The organism is Hominifimenecus sp. rT4P-3, assembly GCF_051055405.1.
Lineage (GTDB): Bacteria > Bacillota > Clostridia > Lachnospirales > Lachnospiraceae > Pseudolachnospira.
This window is the reverse complement of sequence record NZ_CP167068.1, coordinates 466,152-489,577: the sequence shown is the minus strand read 5'-3', so window position 1 is coordinate 489,577 and position 23,426 is coordinate 466,152. Positions and strand designations below refer to the sequence as shown.

The window sequence follows — 23,426 nt, the reverse complement described above, 5'->3', positions numbered from 1 at the left end:
TTTCCTGTTTCTTCCTGCTAATCTCAAATATTAGCACACATTTTCTCCGGACGCAACCGCCTGTTCTCTACTTTAACGCGACAGATTGCACCATTTTAAATATCCATTGATAAAAAGATCAATATTTCCGTCCAAAACGCTGTTTACGTTTCCAGTTTCCACCTCTGTCCGGTGATCCTTCACCATGGTGTAGGGCTGCAAGACATACGAGCGAATCTGGTTGCCCCAGCTGATGTCCGAAACCTCGCCCCGGATTCCTGAGGCTTTCTCCGCCTGCTCCTGCTGCTTCAGAAGATACAGCTTCGCCTTTAACATCTGCATGGCTTTATCCTTGTTTTGGAACTGGGACCGCTCATTCTGGCACTGAACCACAATCCCGGTGGGATAGTGGGTAATCCGGATCGCCGAAGACGTTTTGTTGATATGCTGTCCGCCGGCTCCGCTGGAACGGTACGTATCAATCCGAATATCCTCATCCCGAATTTCAATGTCGATGTCATCCTCGATATCCGGCATTACATCGCAGGACACAAAGGAAGTCTGCCTCTTTCCCGCCGCATTAAAGGGGGAAATACGAACCAGACGGTGTACTCCTTTCTCTGATTTCAGGTAACCGTAAGCGTTCAGACCGTTGACCTGAATCGTCACCGACTTGACTCCCGCTTCCTCGCCGTCCAGATAATCCAGCACCTCGATGGCAAATCCTCGTTTTTCCGCCCAGCGCGTATACATCCGGTAGAGCATCCCCGACCAGTCGCAGGCCTCCGTTCCCCCGGCTCCGGCGTGGAGAGTCAAAATCGCATTGTTCTTATCATATTCGCCGGACAGCAGCGTACTGATACGCATATCGTCCAACCGCTTCATAAAGGCGTCCAGCTCTTCGCCTATCTCCGGAATCAGACTCTCGTCCTCCTCCTCATAGGCCATCTCGATCAAAGTCTCCAAATCCTCATATTTGGTCTGAAGCTCCGTGCAGGTATCCACCACCGACTTTAGGCTTTTTAGCTCCTGCATGGTCTTGCTGGACTTCTCCGCGTCCTCCCAGAAGGACGGCTCTTCCATTATTCTCTCTAATTCTGCAATCCGGTTTTCTTTGCCAGCCAGGTCAAAGTGAATCCCTCACTTCGATTAACGGCTGGGCACAGGCGGCCAGATTTACTTTGTACTGGTCCAATTCAACCATTAATGTCACCTACTTTCTGCCACAGCATTGTTTATATTTTTTGCCCGAACCGCAAGGGCACGGGTCATTGGGATAGACCTTTTTCTCGTCTCTTCTCTTGGGTCCCTTGGGGAGACTGTCGTCCCGGTTAGTTCCAGTCGCCTTTGCAACCTGTTCCCGCTCTACTTTCTGCTCCAACCGAATATGCAGCAGCAGACGAACCGTATCTTCCTCGATGGAGGCCGTCATTTGATCAAACATATCGTAACCGGCCATCTTATACTCAACCAGAGGATCTCTCTGGCCATAAGCCTGCAGGCCAATTCCCTGGCGCAGCTGCTCCATATCGTCGATGTGATCCATCCAACGGCGGTCGATCACTTTCAGCAAAACCACGCGCTCGATCTCACGAATCTGTTCCGGATCCGCAAATTCTGCTTCCTTCGCCTCATAGAGTTTCACCGTTTGCTGTTTTAAGGATTGCATCAGATCTGCTTTCTTGTACGTCTTCTTCTGCTCATCGCTTAAAACCACCGCCCGCATCGGGAAAATTGGAAGCAGCAGAGAATTCAGCTCGTTCATATCCCACTGATCCGGGGTCTGCTCCTCCGAAATACACATATCTACGATATGTTCCGTCACATCGCTGATCATCTTCATGACCACGTCACGCATGCTCTCTCCATTCAGGACGCTGCGGCGTTCATCGTAAATGATCTCACGCTGTTCATTCATAACTTGGTCATAATCCAGTAACTGTTTCCGAATGCCAAAGTTATTTCCTTCGATCTTTTTCTGAGCCTTCTCGATGGCTCCGGAAAGCATCTTGTGCTGAATCTGCTCATTGTCCGGCACCTTCAAGGTGTTGAACATATTGAGCATCCGCTCTCCGCCAAAGAGACGCATCAGATCGTCTTCCAGAGAAATAAAGAACTGGGATTCACCTGGATCTCCCTGACGTCCGGAACGGCCGCGCAGCTGATTGTCGATCCGGCGGGATTCATGACGCTCCGTGCCAATAATCTTTAAGCCGCCGGCCGCGATGCTGTCCTCATCCAGCTTAATATCCGTACCACGGCCCGCCATATTGGTGGCGATGGTCACCGCACCATGATGTCCGGCGTCCGCAACGATCTGCGCTTCCTGTTCGTGGAACTTTGCATTCAATACGTTATGCTGGATTCCACGCTTCTTTAACAGAGCCGACAATTCCTCGGAAGCCTCGATGGTAATCGTACCAACCAACACGGGCTGTCCCTTCTCATGAGAAGAGACGATCTCCTCCACAATCGCATGGAGTTTTTCCTTTTTCGTCTTATATACCGCGTCCTGATGATCTTTCCGGACCACCGGCTTATTCGTCGGAATCTCGATGACATCCATGCCGTAGATATCCCGGAATTCCTTTTCCTCGGTCATAGCCGTACCGGTCATACCAGCTTTTTTCTCAAACTTATTAAAGAAGTTCTGGAAGGTGATCGTGGCTAAGGTCTTGCTCTCCCGCTTTACCTTCACATGCTCCTTTGCCTCAATGGCCTGATGCAGCCCGTCGGAATACCGGCGGCCTGGCATAATACGGCCGGTAAACTCGTCGACGATTAAAACCTCGTCATCTTTTACCACATAGTCTTTATCCCGGAACATCAGATTGTGCGCCCGGAGAGCCAAAATAATATTGTGCTGGATCTCCAGGTTTTCCGGATCGGCCAGATTTTCAATCTGAAAGAATTTTTCTACCTTGGCAACGCCCTCCGCCGTCAGGTTCACCTGCTTATCTTTTTCGTTTACAACGAAATCGCCGCTCTCCTTCTGCTCTTCTTTCATGATCGCCGCCATCTTGGTCAGCTCGGTTTCCTCACCACGCTCCAGCCGCTGCGCTAGATAATCGCAGACCTCATAAAGCTTGGTGGACTTTCCGCTCTGCCCGGAGATAATCAGCGGAGTTCTCGCTTCATCGATCAAAACCGAGTCCACCTCGTCTACAATCGCATAATGGAGATTGCGAAGCACCAGCTGCTCCTTGTAGATGGCCATATTGTCCCGCAGATAATCGAATCCCAGCTCATTGTTGGTAACATAGGTGATGTCGCAGCCATAAGCTTTCTTTCTCTCCTCCGGCGTCATCGAATTCAGTACGACGCCGACAGTAACTCCCAAAAACTCATGGACCTGTCCCATCCATTCCGCGTCACGTTTGGCCAAATAATCATTGACCGTTACAATATGAACGCCCTTTCCCTCTAACGCATTCAAATAAGCCGGCAGGGTGGAAACCAATGTCTTTCCTTCACCGGTTCTCATCTCGGCAATCCGCCCCTGATGCAAAACCACGCCGCCAATCAGCTGCACTCGGTAAGGTTCCATATTCAAAACCCGTCTGGCCGCCTCTCGGACCACCGCGAAAGCCTCCGGCAACAAGTCGTCTAAAGTTTCTCCTTCACCAAGACGCTTTTTAAATTCCTGTGTCTTGGCCCGCAGCCCCTCGTCCGACATTTCCATCATCTGGGGGCGCAGACTCTCTATCTTGTTTATCAAGGGAGAGATCCGCTTCAGCTCTTTTTCGCTTTGCGTCCCAAATATTTTCTGTACTAAGCCCATAGAGTTACACTCCTTAGCATAAAATTTACCACCGTATATTGTATCATCATACCAATCTGAATTCAACCACTTCTTTTCTCCATCCAAAATCATAGGCTACAGGTTCCGTTTTCCCCATTCTTATCACCAGTTATCCACAAGGCCCTTTCCCGGATTTTTGGCCTAAAATTGAGTTATACACGAAGTTATCCACATTATCCACAATTTTATTCCGCTCTACCCTGTGGACGTTTCGACATTTTTTTTGGTTTTTTAACAAATTTTTTGGTGATTTTTTTCGGATTACTTCTTGATTTTTTATGATTTTATGCTACAATTATAAATATCAAAGGATTTGTTTTCTCTATATACGGAATCTTTTCATTTTCTCGTTTTTTTGTCAAAAAACCTTGGATTCCGACTACATCCTTTGAATCCTGTGGAAGAAAAAGGTCCTTTTTTCTGGTTTTCCACAAAAAATAGCCGAAAAGGAGATGATTGTATGCGTTTTATCGTCGCAGGAAAAAACATCGATCTCACCCCTGGACTCCAGGAAGCCATCGACACGAAACTCAAAAAGCTAGAAAAATATTTTAATTCTGACACCGAAGCGCAGGTCACATTGAGCGTAGAAAAAGGACGTCAGAAAATCGAGGTTACCATCCCGGTTAAAGGACGCATCATTCGCGCGGAAGAAGTCAGCGAAGATATGTATACTTCCATCGATCTGGTACAGGAAACCATAGAACGGCAACTGAAAAAATATAAAAATAAACTGATCGATTCCGCTCAAAGCGCCGCCAGTTTTTCAAAAGAATATACGGACGAGCCTTATGAAGAAGAAGAAAGTATTCAGATTGTAAAGACAAAACGCTTTGCAGTCAAACCAATGGATGCAGAGGAAGCGTGTCTGCAGATGGAGATGCTTGGACATAACTTTTACGTTTTCCGCGATGCGGATACCGATCAAGTAAACGTCGTATATAAAAGGAAAAATGGAACCTATGGTTTGATTGAGCCAGAGTTCTAAAAATATTCGGTAACTTACAAAAGCAAACTACTCTCTCAGAAAGAACGGTATCGTCCTCCATGGCGTACCGTTCTTTCTCACGTTAAGATTCGGATGTCAAAAGGGCCCTGCATGAAAACGTGTTGGAATATTTTGTATTTGCAGGAGCATTAGCACTTCTTAGATTTCGGGAATTTGTCTTATGAACAAAAATAAGACTGTCTGAGCGCAGCGAGTTTCTTATTTTTGTGAGTGCTTTTCACAAATTTCCGAAATCCTAGAAGTACTTGCTCCGAAACCCTACAAAATATTCCAACACGTTTTCATGCAGGGCCCTTTTGACACCGAATCATTTTAGGAAAGTTCTCGGATTTTTTTCCACATCCTGGATATAATAAAATAAATGGATTCCCACTTATTCTTGGAATCAACAAAAAGAAAGCAAGAAAATAATTCCAAAAACAAAAAATTTTAAATTGACAAAAAGTTCACGAAGAGTTATGATGTATTTGCCAATAAGTTAACGTTATCAAAATAACAATCAAGGAGGATCTACAGATGAAAATGAAAGGCTTCGCAATGCTTGGGATTGGAAAAACTGGCTGGATTGAGAAAGAGGTGCCTGCCTGTGGCCCTCTGGATGCAATCGTAAAACCCATTGCCGTATCGCCCTGCACTTCCGATATTCATACCGTATGGGAAGGCGCGATCGGCGAGCGTACCGATATGATTTTAGGCCATGAAGCGGTGGGAGAAATCGTAGAAGTCGGAAACCTGGTAAAAACGCTGAAAGTTGGAGATCGCGTCATCGTACCCGCTATCACTCCGGATTGGGGAAGCCTGGAAGCTCAAAATGGATATTCCATGCACTCCGGCGGCATGTTGGCTGGTTGGAAATTTTCCAACTTTAAAGACGGTGTTTTCGGAGAATATTTTCACGTAAACGAGGCGGACGCCAACCTGGCGATCCTGCCGGACAGCTTGGACCCGGCGGATGCCGTGATGCTCAGCGACATGGTTCCCACCGGCTTTCATGGAGTGGAGCTGGCGGACGTTCAATTTGGTGATTCTGTGTGTGTCATTGGAATCGGCCCGGTCGGTCTGATGTCGGTAGCCGGAGCAGCTCTGCACGGCGCCAGTCATCTGTATGCGGTTGGTTCCCGTCCAAACTGCATCGAAGTGGCAAAGGCTTACGGCGCCACGGATATTATTAACTATAAAGAAGGCGATATCGTAGAGCAGATCCTGGAAAAGACTCATGGAAAAGGCGTTGATAAAGTGATTGTCGCCGGCGGCGATAACGATACGTTTATCCAGGCTGTCCAGATGGTAAAACCCGGCGGACGTATTGGAAACGTAAATTACTTGGGTTCCGGCGATTATGTGAAAATTCCTCGAATCGAATGGGGATGCGGCATGGGTCACAAAACCATTGCCGGAGGCCTGATGCCCGGCGGGCGGCTCCGCATGGAAAAGCTGGCTTCCCTGATGGAAACCGGACGTCTCGATACCTCCAAACTGTTGACTCATCGCTTCCAGGGCTTTGATCATCTGGAAGATGCGCTGCTTTTGATGAAAGATAAGCCTCGTGATCTAATTAAACCAGTAGTGATCATCTAAAAGCGGCCAGATTACTAGGAAAACAAAAAAGAGAGTATACGCTCTCTTTTTTGTTTTATCTTAGATCAATCCAATACATTTCGAATGCTCTTCGGCGTCCGGTAATTCCAACTGGAAATCTTAATTCCAGTCTCCGGCGAGGAGGCATGTACCACGCAGCCGTCGCCTATATAAATCGCTACATGACCGCCATAGTAAATGATATCTCCGGGCTTCATGTCGCTGGAGCTGACAGAATGGCCTGCGCCTGCCTGATCCCCGGAAGATCTCGGAAGACTGACGCCATATTTTGAATAAATCTGCTGTACAAAACCGGAGCAATCCACACCGCTGCTCAGGCTGTTTCCACCATATACATAATCCAGGTTTCCAACAAAGGATTCCGCATAGGCAACGATTGCTTTTCTGGTGGAAGATACGGAGCCGTCGCTGCTCGGGGCTTCCTGCTTCTTTGTGGTCTCTTTCTTCTCAGTGCTGGAAGAAGGTTTCTTCTTCTTGGTGGTTTCTTTGGCTTCCGTCGTCTTCTTTGCTGCTTTGCTGGAGGCTTTTGCTCTGGATTCCGATTCTTTCTCCTTGCGGAGACGTTCCTGCTCTTCCTCCGCTTCTCTGCGCAAGCGTTCTAAGCGCTCCTGCTCTGCTCTCTCTTCCTCAAGGGAGATTGCCTGATCGAAATCGATATGAACCTCCACATAATCCTTGCAAACATATCCCGCCAAATCCGTATCAATCGACAACTTTACAAAGTTCCCGGTCTCCTCGGTAATCGCATATTTCTCATCCGCAGACAAAAGCGTAAGGGTCGCGCTGTCCAAACTGGGCTCCTCGCGCAAACGCAAAGTCTCCGTCGTCACCGTACCGCTGACTCTTCCCACCTGTTTTGCCAAAGCTTCCGCTTCCGCTCCGGTCGCAAAGTATTCCGCTTTAATAAAGCCTTCCACACTTCCGGATTTTACTTTATACCAGGTGCCGTCCTCTTTCTCGACAGTCTCCTCAATCGTAGCGGCGGCATTGTTATAGATCTTTCCGAGAACTTCCGCCTCCGTGTTGGCGTCCTTACGAATATTTACATAGTTCTCGACCTGAGAGATCGCCACATTCTTATATGCCTCTTCTACTTCTGCTTTCCGCTCTTCGTAGGCTTTCACAGAAGCATGCTCGTCCACTTCCCTTTCCGGAAGAGCAACACGATCAATTTTTGAAAAAGAAACTGCCGCTCCCACCGGAGCTATCGTACGGCTGTAGCTGGCGCGAGGCACAGCAGCCGCGCCGATCACTTCCAACTCCTCGTCCTCTGGAGCAGCAAATGCCGCACTCGGTCCCATCGCCATCACCAGCATCGCACAAAATCCGGTTAATCCCCATCTTCTCATCCAATCGCTCAAGCCGGGTTCCTCCAAAAAGTACTTTTATTTTACAAATAATGTCATCTCATTACAAATTTATTACAATTACGACATAATCATAACAAAAACTCCCCAGCTTGTCAAGCTGGGGAGCGCATTCACTCAAAAAATTAATCAATCACGTTACGGATACTGATTACCGAACGGTAATTCCACTTCGAAATCTTTACGCCAGCCGTCGGGCTCGATGCGTGCACCACTTGGCCGTCGCCAATGTAAATCGCTACATGGCCGCTATAATGGACGATATCGCCTGGCTGCATGTTATCGGAGCTGACTTTATGTCCCGAACTGCCCTGCTCGCCGGAAGTACGAGGCAAGGAAACGCCGTATTTCTTATAAATAGACTGAATAAATCCGGAGCAGTCCGCACCGCTGGTCAGGCTTGTCCCACCGTATACATAATCCAAATTTCCAACAAAGGTCAAAGCATAAGACACAATGGCATCCCGAACTTCAGAATTACCGCTATTGGAAGATTCTTCCTCCGTCTCCTGCTCAGTAGCTTCGGTCTCCGGCTCTCTCTCCTCCTCTGTGGGATTCTGATTTCCTTCCGAATCGCCGTTCTCCTGGGCCTCGGTGGTCTTCTTCGGCTTCTTCGTAGTCTCTTCCTCAGCCGCAGTGGTCTTCTTCGGCTTTTTCGTGGTCTCTTCCTGAGTGGTCTTCTTCGCAGCCTTGGAGCGTTCCTCTGCTTCCTGCTGCTCTCTTAACCGTCTCTCGGCTTCCTCTGCTTCTCTTTGTCTGCGAGCTTCCTCTTCTTTCTGCGCCCGCTCTTCTTCCACAGAGATCGCCTGATCGAAGTTTACTTCCACGTTGATGTAATCATTATGTACATATCCTTCTTTGTCGCCGTCGAGCGAGATCTTCGTAAATTCATCGCCCTGCTCTTCTACCGTATACTTCTCTCCCTCGGAAAGCAGATCAATGGTCGTGCTGTCCGCACTGGGCTCCTGGCGCAGGCGAAGAGTCTCGGTATTGATCTCAGCCGTAACATGTCCCACCTGCTGTGCGATCTCTTCCGCTTCGGTCCCCGTCACAAAGTAATCGGATTTTATGTAGCCTTCCACGGAGCCGGACTTGATCTTATACCAAGTGCCATCTTCTTGCTCTACCGTTTCCAAAATCGTAGCGGCAGCGTTGTTATAAATCTTGCCCAGAATCTCGGCTTCCGTATTCGGGTCCTGACGGATGTTTACATAATTCTCTACCTGAGAGATCGCCACATCCTTATAGGGAGAATTCGCTTCCTCCGCCTGTCTGGCCTGCAGAGCCTCCACAGCGGCATGCTCTGTCTCGCTTATATTTCCATCATCCGGCGTCACAGCGGCGGCGGCCAGCGGAGCAACCGTAGGCTCCGTCACACGGGAAACCACTTCGGCAGCAGCCAGCGGAGCGACTTTCGTTTCCTTTTGTTTTTTCTCACTTGTTTTATTGCTGGGAAGCGCAGCGGCCACGCCGATGACATTCATCTCCGTCTTTCCAATCGGAGAAGCAAATACCGTGCTGGCAAACATCGTCGTCGTAATTCCTACGCAGGCGGCTCCTGTCAACAGCCGCTTTCCCATTTTCTTTTTTCCCACAGTTACAAACCTCCTAACTGTTGCAAATTATTACGCAAATGTTACAAATCTGAAATAAGTATAACAAAAGCCCCCCTGCCTGTCAACCCTTTTTCTTCACTTTCTTCCGCTCTTCCCTCCTCCAATTCCTTCCATTTTGCTTCAAATTCCCCCTCTATTCGTCAAAAAATCCCATATCTCGTTCCCAGGACATCGCCTGAACACCAAGATATGGGATTTCAAATTTCTTATAAACATCTTCATACATTCTTAAATTTTATCATGTTTTTTCTTTTCCCAAAAACATTTCCCTAAGAAAGCAAGATATTCTGTCCTTATTTCCAGTCATAAGTCTTCCAGCATTTTCTTCAAGAAACGACGATTTTCCGTCCTATTTTGCGGTTTGTTCCCGCAAATAGCGTTCTGCAGCCCCTACCGCGTTGGCTCCGTCCGCCACAGCAGTTACAATCTGGCGCAACGCTTTTGTCCTGACGTCGCCTGCGGCAAAGATTCCTGGAACGCTTGTTTCGCAGTCCTCGCCTGCTTTAATATATCCGTGTTCCATCTCCACCACATCCAAAAATACATCGCTGTTGGGAGAAATTCCTACGGCGATAAACAATCCATCTATCGGTAAAACTTCGTCTTTATTTTGTAATAAGTTCTTAACATTTATGCTTTCGACAACCTCTTCCCCGTTTATTTTTTCTACGACAGTATCCCACAACACTTCAATGTTCTCACAGGCCTCTAGCTGCTTTTGCAGTGATTTTGCTGCCCGCAATTCATCTCTGCGGTGGATCAAATACACTTTTTTGCACAGGCGGGATAGAAAAATCGCATCCTCCACAGCCACATCTCCTCCGCCGACCACAGCCGTAACCTGATTTTTATAAAGGGCTCCGTCGCATACCGCACAGTAGCTGACCCCTCGACCGCCCAGCCGTTCTTCTCCGTCAACCCCCAGTTTTCGATGACGGGCTCCCGTGGCAATCAGCAATGTCTTCGCCTCATACGTCTCCTTTGCGCACTTAATCAGTTTCACTCCATCCTCTACTCCAATGGCCTGGACCTCATCCTCCACAAAATGTGCTCCAAGGCTCTCGGCATGCTCCCGCAATTTTAGCCCCAGATCAAAACCGTTGATCCCCGGAAAACCAGGATAATTGTCCACAGAATACGTCGTCAGTACCTGACCCCCGCTCATCATCTCTTTTTCAATGGTTATCGCATTTAGCTGCGCGCGTTCCGCATAAATCGCTGCTCCAAGGCCCGCAGGGCCAGAGCCAATAATAATCAAATCGTACATTTTGTTCTCCTTTATTTTCTAACCTAGATTTCAAAACTCCATTTTACCCAGCGTTATCGCCGCCAAGTTTTTCTTGTTTAATAGGAAATTCTTTGTTCTTTTTTAGTATACCAATTTTCTTTCCCCTATACAAGACATCCCTACAATGCTATACTATTTTATGAAAGCTTAAGGAGAATCTCATGATGAAAAATAAAACCGCACTGATTACCGGCGCTTCCCGCGGAATTGGCCGGGCAATCGCCGCACGTTTTGCCGCCTCCGGCTATGATCTGGTTTTAACTTGTCAGAAGAATACCGATCTTCTGGAGGAACTAAAAGCAGAACTCACAAAAGAACACGGCGTCCACTGCCTCCTTTTTACCGGAGACCTGGCAGAAAGGCAGACAGCCGGCCAGCTTTTTGACACCATCGGCGAAACCGGACGCACCGTCGAAGTGCTCGTGAATAATGCCGGTATTTCTCATATCGGCCTCCTCCAGGACACCTCTTGGGACGAATGGCAGTGCATCGTCGGAACCAATCTCACCGCGGTTTATTCCTTATGTAAAGAAGCGATTCCCAGTATGATTTGGAATCACTCTGGAAAAATCATCAATATTTCTTCCGTCTGGGGATGTGTGGGCGCATCCTGCGAGGTTGCCTACTCTGCCACCAAAGGCGGAATCAACGCCTTGACAAAAGCCTTAGCCAAAGAACTGGCTCCCAGCGGGATTCAGGTCAATGCCATTGCCTGCGGCGCTATTGATACGGATATGAATCATTTTCTTTCCGACCAGGAAAGACAGAACCTCTTGGCAGAAATTCCGTCGGGACGCATGGGTACGCCGGAAGAGGTCGCGCATCTGGCGTGGCAGTTGGCGGATGGAAATGAATACTTGACAGGCCAGGTCATATGCCTGGACGGAGGCTGGATTTAGGAGAAGGAGAAATTCTTATGTCATTTTCAAAACTGAGTCGAATTCGTCCGGCGCAAATCATCATCTTTGGATTTCTGATTTTGATCTTAACCGGTTCATTCCTTTTAATGCTTCCCATCTCCTCAAAAAGCGGCGAAATGACTTCTTTTTCCGATGCTTTGTTCACGGCCACGTCTGCTACTTGTGTAACCGGTCTGGTTGTCTTTGATACTTTTCAGCACTGGTCGCTCTTTGGCCAGGCGGTGATTCTTCTATTGATTCAAATCGGAGGCATGGGCGTCGTCACCATGGCCGTAGCGATCTTTATCATCTCCGGAAAAAAGATTGGTCTCCGGCAGCGTTTCGTTATGCAGGAATCCATCTCCGCCCCGCAGATGGGCGGGATTATCCGGATGACCGGCTTTATTCTCCGCGCCACCCTTTGCTTCGAAGGTATCGGAGCCCTGATTTTGGCCATCCGTTTTTGTCCGAAAATGGGCCTTTCCGGCATCTGGTATGCGATTTTCCATTCCATTTCCGCATTCTGCAATGCCGGTTTCGATCTGATGGGAAAAGAATCCCCCTTTTCCTCTTTAACTGGTTATGCTTCCGACCCGCTGATTCAGCTGCCGATCATCCTGCTGATTGTAATCGGCGGTATTGGTTTTTATGTGTGGAGCGATATTCGGCAAAATAAGTGGCATATCCATCGCTATCACTTTCAGACAAAGTTGGTTCTTTTTACCTCCCTGCTCCTTATCCTTCTTCCCAGCCTATACCTTTTTTTCTTCGAATTCAGCCGCCCAGAATGGGCGGGAATGGGAATTTTAGATCGCATATGGGCTTCTTTGTTTCAAGCGGTTACGGTAAGAACTGCCGGTTTTAATACAGTAAATCTGGCCGCCTTCCACAGCGTCAGCCTTCTTCTATTGATTTTGCTGATGCTTGTCGGCGGCTCGCCCGGCTCCACCGCCGGAGGATTTAAGACCACGTCTCTGGCCGTTGTATTGCTTTGTCTGCGAAGCGTTTTTAAAAAGCAAGCGAATATTGAAGTCTTTCACCGCCGGATTCCATCGGAAACGCTGCGAAACGCCGTCACGCTTCTTACTTTATACATCATCTTGTTTCTGACAGGCAGCGCTCTTCTCTGCCTGATCGATGGGATTTCCCTGCGAGACGCACTCTTTGAATGCGCTTCTGCCATTGGAACCGTTGGACTGTCCCTGGGTATTACCAGCACGCTCAGCCTGCCTTCTCACCTGATTCTTATCGCGCTTATGTATTTTGGCCGAGTAGGCGGTCTGACCATGCTTTATGCGGTAAGCAGCGGTCACACTCCTGCCCCGTCTCAAATGCCCCAGGAAAAAATCAGCGTAGGATAATTTATTCGGAGGATTATTTATGAAATCTATTTTACTAATCGGTCTCGGCCGTTTTGGCCGGCACATGGCAATCAAATTTCAGGAATTGAAGCACGAAGTTCTCGCTATTGACCAGAATGAAGAACGAGTCAATGAAATCCTGCCCTATGTCACCAACGCGCAGATAGGCGACAGCACCAACGAGCAGTTCATCGAATCCCTGGGCGTACGCAACTTTGACCTCTGCGTCGTAGCCATCGGCGACAACTTTCAAAGTTCTCTGGAGACCACGGTGCTTTTAAAAGACTATGGTGCTCCCGTCATCCTGGCAAGGGCAAACCGCGACATTCACGCAAAACTACTGCTGCGAAACGGCGCGGATCACGTTGTCTACGCGGAAAAGGAAATGGCCGTCCGAGCCGCCGTCAAATATAGCTGCGACAATGTCTTTGACTACATTGAGTTGACGCCCGACCACTCTATCTACGAAACGCCGGTACCCGAATCCTGGTACGGTCGAACGATTTTAGATCTGGACGTCCGCAAAAAATACCATGTCAGCATTCTAGCCATCAAATATGGAAACACCTTGGAACCCCTTTCCAATACCAGCCATGTTTTTCAGGAAAATGAATCCATCTTGATTTTGGGCGCCAATAAAGATATCTACAAATTTTTACAGCTTTAGTCAAAGACGATTTATAAAGATTTTTTCATTCCATTTGCCACAAATTTATCTGGCAGCACTTTTGGAGTATGCAAGAAAACGAAATATGACAGATGTGAAAGGACAAGGCCGGAAGCTGCAGTTTCCGGCCTTGCCATATAAAACGATTTCTTACCTTCCATTGACCGTGTCTGCTCTTGTCAATGGAAGGCAATCCATATTTAGAAATTCAGCCGGTGTCATAATTGCCGGATTTTTCAAGCCAGATTCCAGAAAATCTTTATCACCAGTAAGCAGGACATCCGCCCTTGCTTCCATAGCAGCTCTTAAAATAGGCCTGTCATTTACATCCCGGATCTGTAACTCTGACATATTTTCATCTGTTGGAATGGGTACTAATTCCAACGTCAGCAAGGCAATTGAAAGAAATTTATCCAATGCTGCCAGGCGTTTGGGAAATTTTTTGTTAAATATCCGTTTCATTTCATCCACATTTTGCTCACAGATCAATCCGTGGTTAGGATAAGAGGCAGCTTTTACATAAGCCTGATAGGGAACGCTGTTCATATTCAATGCCGCAGATATGAGAACATTCGTATCAATCAGAACCCTCATACATTTTCGTCCTCATTTCTCAATTCTTTTACAAGTGCCATAATATCATCGTCAGATGTGAGGCCGGACGATTCTGCTTCACCTGCCATTTCGCTCTGAAGCATCTGCATAGCATAAACAGCGGAATTAACAATGCGAACAGTGCTGCCCTCAACAATAAAAGAAATACGGTCTCCACTTGCCACACCAAGCACTTCTCGGACATCTTTTGGGATTGTAACCTGTCCTTTTGCCATGACCTTTGCGTTGTCAACGAAAGCTTTTGCTAACATATTTTTCACCTCCTGAAGCATGGAAAGTATGGATTTCCCTACTTATATTATATGTGACTGTAGGAAAAAAATCAAATGAAATTCATGGAAAAGCAGACTCCCGACCCATTCGCCCTTTTTAAAATTTTCGTATCGTATCGCCCTCGTCGCCGGTGTTGGAAATCGACCGTATCTCCACGTAATAGCCGACGGTCTCATTTACTTTCACATAGACCCGGTCGCCAACCCGATGTCCCAATAAAGCGCGCCCCAGCGGCGATTCGGTGCTGATATAGCCCTTTAACGAATTTCCCCGGATGGTGGTAACCAGCTTAAAGGTATCTATCTCATCGTCATCCTCAAAGTAGACCTCCACCGTGTTATTGATTCCCACCTCGTCATCCCGTGATTCATCTGAGACAATCTTTGCCGTTTTGATCATCCGTTCCAGATAACGAATCCGGCTTTCGTTCTGATTCTTATCCTTCTTTGCCGCGTGATATTCAAAATTTTCACTGAGATCTCCGTGGGCCCTGGCTTCTTTAACCGCTTCTAAAGCTTGTTTACGAACCACTAGCTTTCGATACTCGATCTCCTGTTTCATCTTTTCAATGTCGCTCTTTGTCAGTTCATCGTACATGTGTCTTCCCCTTTCTCCCCTAATCTACCCGGAAAATGGCCGCCTCCATCGGATGCAGGCGAAGCGCCGCCTTGCCCTGCCGAACTGGAATGCGCGCCTCCCCGATATTGTAACCGTTCTCGCCGGTCTCCATCAAACGCACCAATGCCTTTGGCTGTTTTCCACCCAAAAGCTCCACTGGAATCTCCGCCTCCCGTTCTTCCCCGCCATTGTAAATCAAGATTACCATCCGTTCTTCCCCGAAAAAACGTCCATAGGACAATAACTGGTATTCTCCCAAAAGCCGCACCAGAGATCCCTTCTTTAAAGCAGGCGAGGCCCGGTGGATTCGAATCAGTTCCCGGTAAAACTCAATCATCTCCCAATTTTCTTTTCCCCAGGGAAACGGGCGGCGGCTGTCTGGATCCGTCCACCCAGGGAGAGCGGTCTCATCCCCATAATACAGCGTCGGCGCTCCCGGCCAAGTCATTTGAAGCACGGCTGCCTCCCGGCAGATACCAAGGCAGATCGACTGAGCCGCGGTATCGACACCTCCCCGGTTCAGCCTCCCCACGCGCTGAGAAGTACGCGTGACAAACCGGGAATGATCGTGATTATCCAATTGATTCATGGCGCTGTGAAGACTTCCATAGGGAAAACGGGCCATATTTTGAATCATCGCGTCCCAAAATGCCTCTCCATTTCCCAAAAGATCTTTCCGGTACCCATCGCTGTGCTTTTCCATTCCAGTGAAAAACCAGGATACCGGCTCCATAAACGCGTCATAGTTCATCACCGTATCCCATTGCTTTCCATCCATCCACGGAGAAATGTCCCCGTAATGCTCCGCCAAAATCACTGCCTCTGGATTCGCCGTCTTCACCGCCTGCCGGAAGTCCCGCCAAAACCCATGGTTGGTCTCCTCGCTATGTCCTAGATCCGCCGCCACATCTAAGCGCCATCCATCGGCGCAGTAGGGAGGGGACACCCACTTTTTTGCAATTCGCAGAATTTCTTCTTTGAGATAGGAATCTCCCTCATAATTCAATTTGGGCAAGGTCTTCATCCCCCACCAGCACTCAAAGCTTTCCGCCGGGCCAAATCGAAAAAAACTCCGGTATGGGCTATCCGGGTGGCCATAGGCGCCCGGCTCATATCCAAAACGCCCCTGGTAAAACGCTTCCCGATCCATCCATTTGTGGAACGACCCACAGTGATTAAACACACCATCCAAAATCACCCGCAGGCCGCGCCGATGGGCTTCCTTTACAAAATCCGCAAAAAAGGCGTCGGATGCTTCCAAATTTTCCGGCGTTGTCGTCCGCAGGATATATTTTGTCGCCTGCCGGTTCGAATCTGCCCCTTCCGGCAGCGTTTCACCACCATCCACCACAATTTTGCCAAAATGAGGGTCAATATGATCGTAATCCTGCGTATCGTATTTGTGATTGGAAGGGGAGACAAAAAGCGGATTAAAATACAGGACTTCTACGCCAAGGTATTGGAGATAATCCAGCTTATCCCAAACCCCCTGTAAATCTCCGCCATAAAAGTTCCGGACGTCCAGCGGTTCCGGCAGGGTATTCCAATCGGAGACCCGATGAGCGCATCCGCCCTCCAGGTAGAAATATTCCCGCTCTTCTACATCATTTTTCTGATCTCCATTGCAAAACCGATCCACGAAAATCTGGTAAATCACCGCGCCCTTACACCACTCCGGGACCAAAAATCCCGGTTCCATCCGAAAGGCGGAAGAAAAATCTGGGCTGGTTTGCAGCCCATGCTTTCCATAATAAACCGTCCCTTCTGCATCCTGAATCTGAAATAGATAAGCAAAGCAACCGGTGAAAGCCGGAATTTCCGCCTCATAAAAAACAAATTTCCCTTCCGATTCGGCCGGTTTCATCACCATCCGACCGCTGGTTGAAATCACCCAGGCATGAAAAGAATCGTCCTTCACGGCGCGCAGCCGAAGGACGACCCTCTCTCCTTCCGCCGGCTCTGCGGGCCGGCGGAAATTCTCTGTTTCATCGCTAAAGTAAAATCTTCTATTCTCCGTCATGACTCAAATAATGCTTCAAATTCCGCCTGACCAATCTTCTCCTTTTCCAGCAAAAGAGCGGCGCACTTATGGAGCACATCCAGATGTTCTTCGATCATCGCCTTGGCCTTTTCATAATTCTGATCAATGATCCGCTTGATCTCCTCATCGATCATCGTGGCCATTCCCTCGCCATATCCGCGGCTGTGGGCCAAATCCCGGCCGATAAAGACTTCGGATTCATCATCTCCGCAATGAATCATGCCAACCCGATCGGACATCCCATACTGGGTCACCATATTTTTTGCCAGATTGGTCGCCTGCTTAATATCCTGAGAAGCGCCGGTGGTGATATCCTGAAAGATCAGTTCCTCCGCAATCCGGCCTCCCAAAGAAACCATAATTTCCTGCTCCATCTTGCCCTTTGTCAAGAACATCTCGTCTTTTTCCGGCAAAGGCATCGTATATCCTGCCGCTCCAATCCCCGTGGGAATAATGGAGACGGTATGCACCGGTCCCACGTCCGGCAGCAAATGAAACAAAAGCGCATGCCCCGACTCGTGATAGGCCGTGATCTTCTTCTCTTTCTCCGAGATCAGACGGCTCTTTTTCTCCGCTCCCAGCCCCACTTTTACAAAAGCCTGGTCGATATCCGCCTGGCAGATAAAACTCCTGCCATCCTTCGCCGTCACAATCGCCGCTTCATTCATCAAGTTCTCCAGGTCTGCACCGGAAAATCCTGCCGTCGTCTGGGCAATCCGGCTCAAATCCACATCTTCTCCCAGAGGCTTTTCCTTAGAGTGAACCTTCAAAATCGCCTCGCGGCCTCGGACATCCGGACGGGCCACGCCGATCTTCCGGTCAAAACGTCCGGGACGCATGATCGCCGGATCCAAAATGTCGACCCGGTTGGTAGCCGCCATCACAATGATGCCCGCATTGACACCAAAACCGTCCATCTCCACCAAAAGCTGATTCAGCGTCTGCTCCCGCTCGTCATGTCCGCCGCCCATACCCGTACCACGGCGGCGCGCTACGGCGTCGATCTCATCGATAAATACGATACAGGGACTGTTCTTCTTTGCCTCCGCAAAGAGATCCCGGACACGGGACGCGCCGACGCCGACGAACATCTCTACAAAATCCGAACCGGAAATGCTGAAAAAGGGAACCCCCGCTTCGCCGGCGATGGCCTTTGCCATCAATGTTTTTCCCGTTCCGGGAGGGCCTACCAAAAGGACTCCCTTGGGAATCCGTGCGCCGATGCGGGTATATTTAGCCGGATCCTTTAAGAAATCCACGATTTCCGCCAGATCTTCCTTTTCCTCCTGCAAACCGGCCACATTCTCAAAATTAATATTGCTGTTGGTCACCATAATCGCCCGGCTCTTGCCAAAGTTCATCATTTTATTATTGGCGCCGCCCTGGGAATTATTCCTGAAAATAACCATCACCAGAATAATCAGCAAGATCGCGCTGATTCCGATGGAGATTATGGACAAAAGATCAATGCCTTCGGTCACATCCTGGAGCGTATAATCCACGTCTTCCTGCTGCAGCATCTCCTGCACTACGTTAACGTCGGAAACATAGATATATTTCACCGTTCCACCCGCCAGCGTATAGTTGACCTGCCCGGTCGGGGTCTCCGGATTCTGCTTGATCACTACCTGCGTCAGCTGGCGCTCCTTTGCCGCTCGTTCAAACTCTGCGACCGTCCCCTGCGCCGCATCCTGTCCGCCAAAGACGCCGCTAAACATCATCATGACCAGCATCGCTAACAGCAACGGCATAATATATAAACCTGCGCCCGGTCTTCTCGTTGAATTCAAAATCCTATCTCCTTTACTTTATACATTTTCAATCACGCCGATATACGGCAAATTCCGGTAGTGCTGATCATAGTCCAGCCCATAACCGACGACAAATAAATCCTCGATGGAAAAACAAGTATAATTCACCTGTACCTCATGATGTACCCGGCGGGACGGCTTATCCAAAAGAGTACAAAGCTTTAAGCTGGCCGGTTTTCTTCCCTTCATCATCTCCACCAGGTAGGACAGCGTATTTCCGGAATCAATGATATCTTCCACGATAATCACATCCCGGCCTTCGATGGGTTCATCCAGGTCTTTAACCAACCGTACAATTCCCTTGGACACCGTACCAGACCCATAACTGGAACAACTCATAAAATCCAGCGTAACCGGTACCGTCAGCCGCTTCGCCAATTCACAGGTAAAAAAGATGCTTCCCTTTAAAATACAAAGCAGATGTACGCTCTTTCCCGCATAATCCCTGCTGATCTCGGCGGCGATCTCCGCGATCCGGCGGTCGACGTCCTCTTCTGAAATTAAAACGCGGATCTTATGTTCCATGTTCTTCTCCTCCTACTGTCACACACAGAATTCGCTCTGTGTCTTTTGTCACCTGGCACGCGGCGCTTTCCCGGTATCCAACGATCCAAAGCACATGACTGCCGTCCGCCAGCACCGGAATCCGCCCCCGCTCCTCGGCCGGAATTTTCTCATCAATCATATATCGACGCAAGGTCTTACGTCCCCCGCCCGGAAGTTCCAGGTAGTCGCCTTCCTGACGAAAACGCAAGACAGCGTTATTTTTCATTTTATCATAATCAAAGCATTTCGTATACCTGTTTTCCCTGATTTTCCCAAAATCTTTTGCGTCTATCTCGCAAAATTTCACTTCGGGAAGCAAAGGTTCCGATTCCTCCTGCCGCTCTTTCCCAATGGTAAGCCCCCGGTACTCCCGCTTCGCGAAAAAGCCTCCTGGAAGACAAACACGGCTTCCCACTGGCTTTTTCAAAAGCTCCCACACTGCATTCAGATGGGCCGCCCCGATATCCCGGCGGCTTTTTACGACCACCTCGATGGCAAAAAGTAAAACCCGCTTTCCTAACACGGCCGGCTTTTCCAAAAGCAGATCGGAAGGAAGAAGAATATGATCGTCCTTTTGCTCACATGAAATCAGCGCCTCCTTTGCCAGCTCATCTAAAAGCTGGTCCACCTCCCGCGCCCCCGCGGCAAAAGCCGCCAGATGTTCCTCCGCACGGCAATTGACCGCCTCTTTCGCCAAAGGAAGAATCTGGTTTCGTATCCGGTTTCTCGTATAGCACAAATCCTGATTGGTTGCATCTTCTCGAAAGCTCTGCCCGCGCCCTCGCAAAAATGTCTCAATCTCCGCCCTCGTACAAGTAAGAAGAGGCCGGATAACATCTCCATTTTTCGGCGCCATGCCAGCCGCCCCCTTGATCCCGCTCCCGCGGAACAGGTTCCAAAGAACCGTCTCCGCCTGATCGCCCTGGTGGTGCGCCACGGCAATTTTACCGCCCTTTGCCTCCTGGCGCAAAATCTCATAGCGCGCCAGACGCCCTGCCTCTTCCACAGAAATCTTCCGCCTGGCCGCCAATGCCGCCACATCCGCCCGGCGGCAGATGCAAGGAATGCCGAGATCCTTACAAAGATCCTGGACAAAACGTTCATCTAAGTCCGCGTCATTTCCTCGAAGCCCATGGTGGACATGAACAGCGCTTACGCGAATCCCCAATTTTTCTGCCAGCTCCGAGAGACACAGAAGCAGACAGACCGAATCGGCGCCGCCGCTAACGCCAACGGTCACCTGGTCTCCCTGCTCCAATAAATTTTGCTGCCGGACCCACCGGCTTACTTTCTGAATCAATTCTTCCATCATGGGTTTATTATACGGAAAAAAAAGGATGAAATCAACCCCTACCGTCTCGTAATCTGGGCCACCAAAACCGTCATATCATCCCGCGGCGCTTCCGATCCGGCCGCCAGCGACAAAATGGCGTCCGCCATGGTCTGAGGGCTCCCCTCCTTCATCCGCCGGAGAATTTCCATCAAAAATTCTTCTTTTTCCGCGCCTGGCAGAGCCTCCACCACACCATCGGTCACCAGAACCAAAATCCCGCCTTCGGAGACCTTATTCACCTGCTCCTCAGAAAGCAGCGACGCGCTCCATCCGATGGGAGCGTCCGCCGATTCCAAAAGAGAAATCTGTTCCCCCTGCTTTAAAAACGTAGCGGCCGCGCCCTGTTTCCTGCTTCGTATCTCTCCGGTATGCAGATCCAGGATGTGAATGTCCAAGGTGGCCGGACGCTGCTCCCCTTCCCGTAGGAGCAGCACGGAGTTCATCAGCTTCACCGTATTTTCCAAAGAAAATCCTGCTCCGGTCAATTGCTCCGCTAGCTCCACCACAGACTCACTCTCAGCGGCAGCCAAATGGCCGGACCCCATCCCGTCAGACAGGCATAACAGATAGTTCCCACCCGGCAGCTCCATGGCAGAATAATTATCCCCTGAAACCTCGCTTCCCTCTTTGACTGCGCGGGCAACGCCATAGCAAATGCCAAACTCCGGCTCTTCCATCAAAACCAGACGGCTGTTCTCCTTTCCCACCACGGATTTACTGCCGATCTCCAGACGCATTTCTCTTTTCATCAGCTTGCCGACGGCTTCCGTCACCTCTTTGGACGGAATACAATGGCGGCCCGCGGTCTGTACTTGAAGATGGACCTGCAGCTTCCCTTCCGCATCCTGCTCGACAAAGCAGCGGTTCATCGCAAGCCCTAACTTATGGCATTCCTTTTTTAACTTTTTCTCCCAGCGATCCGTTACGTCTTCCTGCTCGTCGGTCTGGTCTGCCAGCTCCTCCAACATCCCTTCCATCTCTGCAAACTGTGCGGATACCGCCTCCCGGCCTTCTAAAAACCGAGTTTTCCAATCAATCTGAAGCTGTCCGCGCCCCAGTTCTTCGTTTAATTCTTCTATGTACAATTCGGATTCACAACAAGTTTCCGAGAAAATCCGAGGCATGTCCTCATTGTCCACCCGCCCGTTTTTTACAAAGGAATTCATCAGATACTGAAGATAGTAGGCGTCTTTCTGGAGCTGCATCCGGCCAAGGTGGCAGCCTCCGCAGGCCTCGCAGACTTTGCTGGTGGTCTCCGCCAGCGCCGTAGCCGCGATCTCTCTCGTCACCCGCTCATAGCTGCTGCTTCCGCTCTCCCGAAACGCTGCTGAAAGACGGTGAAACGCTCTCGCCCGCTCTTTTAGCTGACGTTCCGCCGCGTATTCCCGGTAGCGACTCTTCCAAAGCACAGTCTTCTTCCAGCTTTTCCGCCCGCTTCGAACATAGAGAACCCCTGCCAAAATCCCAATCATATACGCGAACAAAAGCACAGCGAACATACCGATCTTATCCATACCCGATTCCTCCCTTATACTATCGGGAATGATTATAAGACAAGTTCCAGCGCAAAGTCTGTCAAACGGAAGTGTCGAAGAAACAGAATGTTTCGACACTTTTTGATACCTGAATCCTATGAAATAAAAAAGACCCTCTGTCAAAATGACTTTTGGGTCTTCTCTTTCTACTCATTCGGTTTTACAATCGCCTCGTTCGGGTTCACCAGGCCAAGCTTCTCTCTGGCTACTTTCTCAATATATTGTTTGGTCTGGACGTACACCTGGTATTCTTCCAACTCCTCGGCACGTTTGGATTCTTCTTCTACTTCCGCGGAGAGCGCCGCTACCTTGGCGGCATAATCCGCATCGGTAGCCTTCAGTTTATTCGTATGAGTGGTCAAAACGCACAACAAAATCAGCACTACGGTCAATACCGCCAGCGCTCCTGGGTTATTCCATCTGCTTTTTTTCTTTTGATATCTTTTCATATTTCCCCAAGTCCTTTGTTGTTCTTTTCATTCTAACCCATAATAAAAATTTTTTCAATGGTTTTCCCAGAATCTCATAGCAGAAAATCATGCCAAGTGCAATTCCTGCCAAAAAATACCACCGAATACTTCCATCATTTTCTCGAAATAGCAGGCGAAAAGCCTGGATGGAACAAAAAATCCAGTAGATTACATCTTCCACGTCCCGAAACCATCTTGCGTGTGGAACAATACCGCGCACGAGCAGTAATACCTGATAAATGAAGGATAGTTCCAATCCAAGCAAAATCGAAACAAGAAACACCTGGGCCTCCGCGGAAATGTTCGCGCTCATTACCGAAATAGACGGTTAAAAAGTCCGCCTTCCTCTTCCACTGAACCAACGGCTGAATACTGGATTCCATTGACCTGGCCTTCCAGTTCCGCCTCTCCCTTCTCTAAAGTCAGGCGTTTGACGTGGAGTCCTTCTCCTTTTACAACAATCTTTCCAAAATCCGTCTGCAACAAAATCTCTTTTTCATCAAAAGAAATCACATCTTTGACGCCAGTTACCAAAGCTTTCTCCCGGCGGTCTAATACAAATTTATGCTCTCTTTCTCTCTGCGCTTCCATGAAAGC

General features: G+C 49.0%; 21 protein-coding genes. 5 read left to right on the top strand and 16 right to left on the bottom strand.

All coding sequences use genetic code 11. From position 1 onward, the window contains the following. Positions 1-72: 72 nt before the first annotated feature. A protein-coding gene (gene prfB / locus ACCC71_RS02330) for a peptide chain release factor 2 (protein WP_434310836.1) occupies positions 73-1,183 on the bottom strand; the annotation gives its coding sequence in 2 pieces (ribosomal slippage) (positions 73-1,107 and positions 1,109-1,183; 1,110 coding nt in all). A gap of 9 nt (positions 1,184-1,192) precedes the next feature. Continuing rightward, entirely contained in the window at positions 1,193-3,760 is a 2,568-nt protein-coding gene (gene secA, locus ACCC71_RS02325) for a preprotein translocase subunit SecA (RefSeq protein ID WP_434310835.1), read from the bottom strand. Positions 3,761-4,241: 481 nt separating this feature from the next. On the opposite strand from secA, the gene hpf reads away from it, so the two are divergent. Together hpf and ACCC71_RS02315 are read left to right on the top strand one after the other, a co-directional pair. Next, positions 4,242-4,769 carry a ribosome hibernation-promoting factor, HPF/YfiA family gene (gene hpf / locus ACCC71_RS02320; protein ID WP_434310834.1) on the top strand — a complete coding sequence of 176 codons (528 nt, stop codon included), beginning with the start codon at positions 4,242-4,244 and terminating at the stop codon, positions 4,767-4,769. Positions 4,770-5,306: 537 nt separating this feature from the next. Beyond that, positions 5,307-6,368 (top strand): NAD(P)-dependent alcohol dehydrogenase, encoded by a 1,062-nt coding sequence (locus ACCC71_RS02315; protein ID WP_434310833.1) that lies wholly within the window; start codon positions 5,307-5,309, stop codon positions 6,366-6,368. A 65-nt stretch (positions 6,369-6,433) separates the two neighbouring features. Here ACCC71_RS02315 and ACCC71_RS02310 read toward each other — a convergent pair whose 3' ends face one another. The 3 genes from ACCC71_RS02310 to trxB form a co-directional block, all read right to left on the bottom strand. Continuing rightward, positions 6,434-7,750: an NlpC/P60 family protein gene (locus tag ACCC71_RS02310; protein WP_434310832.1), complete on the bottom strand. Its 1,317-nt coding sequence runs from the start codon at positions 7,748-7,750 to the stop codon at positions 6,434-6,436. A 131-nt stretch (positions 7,751-7,881) separates the two neighbouring features. After that, positions 7,882-9,351 (bottom strand): SH3 domain-containing protein, encoded by a 1,470-nt coding sequence (locus ACCC71_RS02305; protein ID WP_434310831.1) that lies wholly within the window; start codon positions 9,349-9,351, stop codon positions 7,882-7,884. A gap of 370 nt (positions 9,352-9,721) precedes the next feature. Further along, a complete protein-coding gene (gene trxB, locus ACCC71_RS02300) occupies positions 9,722-10,639 on the bottom strand; it encodes a thioredoxin-disulfide reductase (RefSeq protein WP_434310830.1) in 918 nt (305 codons plus the stop codon). A gap of 185 nt (positions 10,640-10,824) precedes the next feature. Here trxB and ymfI point away from each other — a divergent pair, with 185 nt between their 5' ends. The 3 genes from ymfI to ACCC71_RS02285 are packed head-to-tail and all read left to right on the top strand — an operon-like array spanning position 10,825 to position 13,587. After that, positions 10,825-11,559, top strand: a complete 735-nt coding sequence (gene ymfI / locus ACCC71_RS02295; protein WP_434311794.1) for an elongation factor P 5-aminopentanone reductase — start codon at positions 10,825-10,827, stop codon at positions 11,557-11,559. A gap of 17 nt (positions 11,560-11,576) precedes the next feature. Continuing rightward, a complete protein-coding gene (locus tag ACCC71_RS02290; protein WP_434310829.1) occupies positions 11,577-12,920 on the top strand; it encodes a TrkH family potassium uptake protein in 1,344 nt (447 codons plus the stop codon). Between the two features lie 19 nt (positions 12,921-12,939). Next, positions 12,940-13,587 (top strand): potassium channel family protein, encoded by a 648-nt coding sequence (locus ACCC71_RS02285; protein ID WP_434310828.1) that lies wholly within the window; start codon positions 12,940-12,942, stop codon positions 13,585-13,587. Positions 13,588-13,737: 150 nt separating this feature from the next. Here the strand turns inward: ACCC71_RS02285 and ACCC71_RS02280 are convergent, their stop codons facing one another. From ACCC71_RS02280 to yabP, 11 genes are all read right to left on the bottom strand, one after another. Then, complete coding sequence (locus ACCC71_RS02280) at positions 13,738-14,181, bottom strand: putative toxin-antitoxin system toxin component, PIN family (RefSeq protein ID WP_434310827.1); 444 nt, start codon at positions 14,179-14,181, stop codon at positions 13,738-13,740. Continuing rightward, positions 14,178-14,453 (bottom strand): AbrB/MazE/SpoVT family DNA-binding domain-containing protein, encoded by a 276-nt coding sequence (locus tag ACCC71_RS02275; protein WP_434310826.1) that lies wholly within the window; start codon positions 14,451-14,453, stop codon positions 14,178-14,180. Before ACCC71_RS02275 ends, ACCC71_RS02280 begins: the two co-directional genes overlap by 4 nt. A gap of 118 nt (positions 14,454-14,571) precedes the next feature. Next, positions 14,572-15,072: a transcription elongation factor GreA gene (greA, locus tag ACCC71_RS02270; protein WP_434310825.1), complete on the bottom strand. Its 501-nt coding sequence runs from the start codon at positions 15,070-15,072 to the stop codon at positions 14,572-14,574. Between the two features lie 19 nt (positions 15,073-15,091). Beyond that, on the bottom strand, positions 15,092-17,113 hold the full coding sequence (locus ACCC71_RS02265) for a glycoside hydrolase family 13 protein (RefSeq protein ID WP_434310824.1): 2,022 nt from the start codon (positions 17,111-17,113) through the stop codon (positions 15,092-15,094). Beyond that, entirely contained in the window at positions 17,110-18,924 is a 1,815-nt protein-coding gene (gene ftsH / locus ACCC71_RS02260; RefSeq protein WP_434310823.1) for an ATP-dependent zinc metalloprotease FtsH, read from the bottom strand. Before ftsH ends, ACCC71_RS02265 begins: the two co-directional genes overlap by 4 nt. A gap of 18 nt (positions 18,925-18,942) precedes the next feature. Next, positions 18,943-19,470, bottom strand: a complete 528-nt coding sequence (hpt, locus tag ACCC71_RS02255) for a hypoxanthine phosphoribosyltransferase (RefSeq protein ID WP_434310822.1) — start codon at positions 19,468-19,470, stop codon at positions 18,943-18,945. Continuing rightward, positions 19,460-20,791: a tRNA lysidine(34) synthetase TilS gene (tilS, locus tag ACCC71_RS02250; protein WP_434310821.1), complete on the bottom strand. Its 1,332-nt coding sequence runs from the start codon at positions 20,789-20,791 to the stop codon at positions 19,460-19,462. The genes hpt and tilS overlap by 11 nt, the downstream gene beginning before the upstream one ends. 50 nt (positions 20,792-20,841) lie before the next feature. After that, positions 20,842-22,338, bottom strand: coding sequence for a SpoIIE family protein phosphatase (locus tag ACCC71_RS02245; RefSeq protein ID WP_434310820.1), 1,497 nt, complete (start codon positions 22,336-22,338; stop codon positions 20,842-20,844). A 167-nt stretch (positions 22,339-22,505) separates the two neighbouring features. Then, the gene (locus ACCC71_RS02240; RefSeq protein ID WP_434310819.1) at positions 22,506-22,808 is read right to left on the bottom strand and encodes an FtsB family cell division protein; all 303 of its coding nucleotides are present in this window, start codon (positions 22,806-22,808) and stop codon (positions 22,506-22,508) included. Next, positions 22,771-23,112 carry a spore cortex biosynthesis protein YabQ gene (gene yabQ, locus ACCC71_RS02235; RefSeq protein WP_434310818.1) on the bottom strand — a complete coding sequence of 114 codons (342 nt, stop codon included), beginning with the start codon at positions 23,110-23,112 and terminating at the stop codon, positions 22,771-22,773. Before yabQ ends, ACCC71_RS02240 begins: the two co-directional genes overlap by 38 nt. A gap of 29 nt (positions 23,113-23,141) precedes the next feature. Further along, positions 23,142-23,420, bottom strand: coding sequence for a sporulation protein YabP (gene yabP / locus ACCC71_RS02230; RefSeq protein WP_434310817.1), 279 nt, complete (start codon positions 23,418-23,420; stop codon positions 23,142-23,144). Positions 23,421-23,426 lie beyond the last annotated feature (6 nt).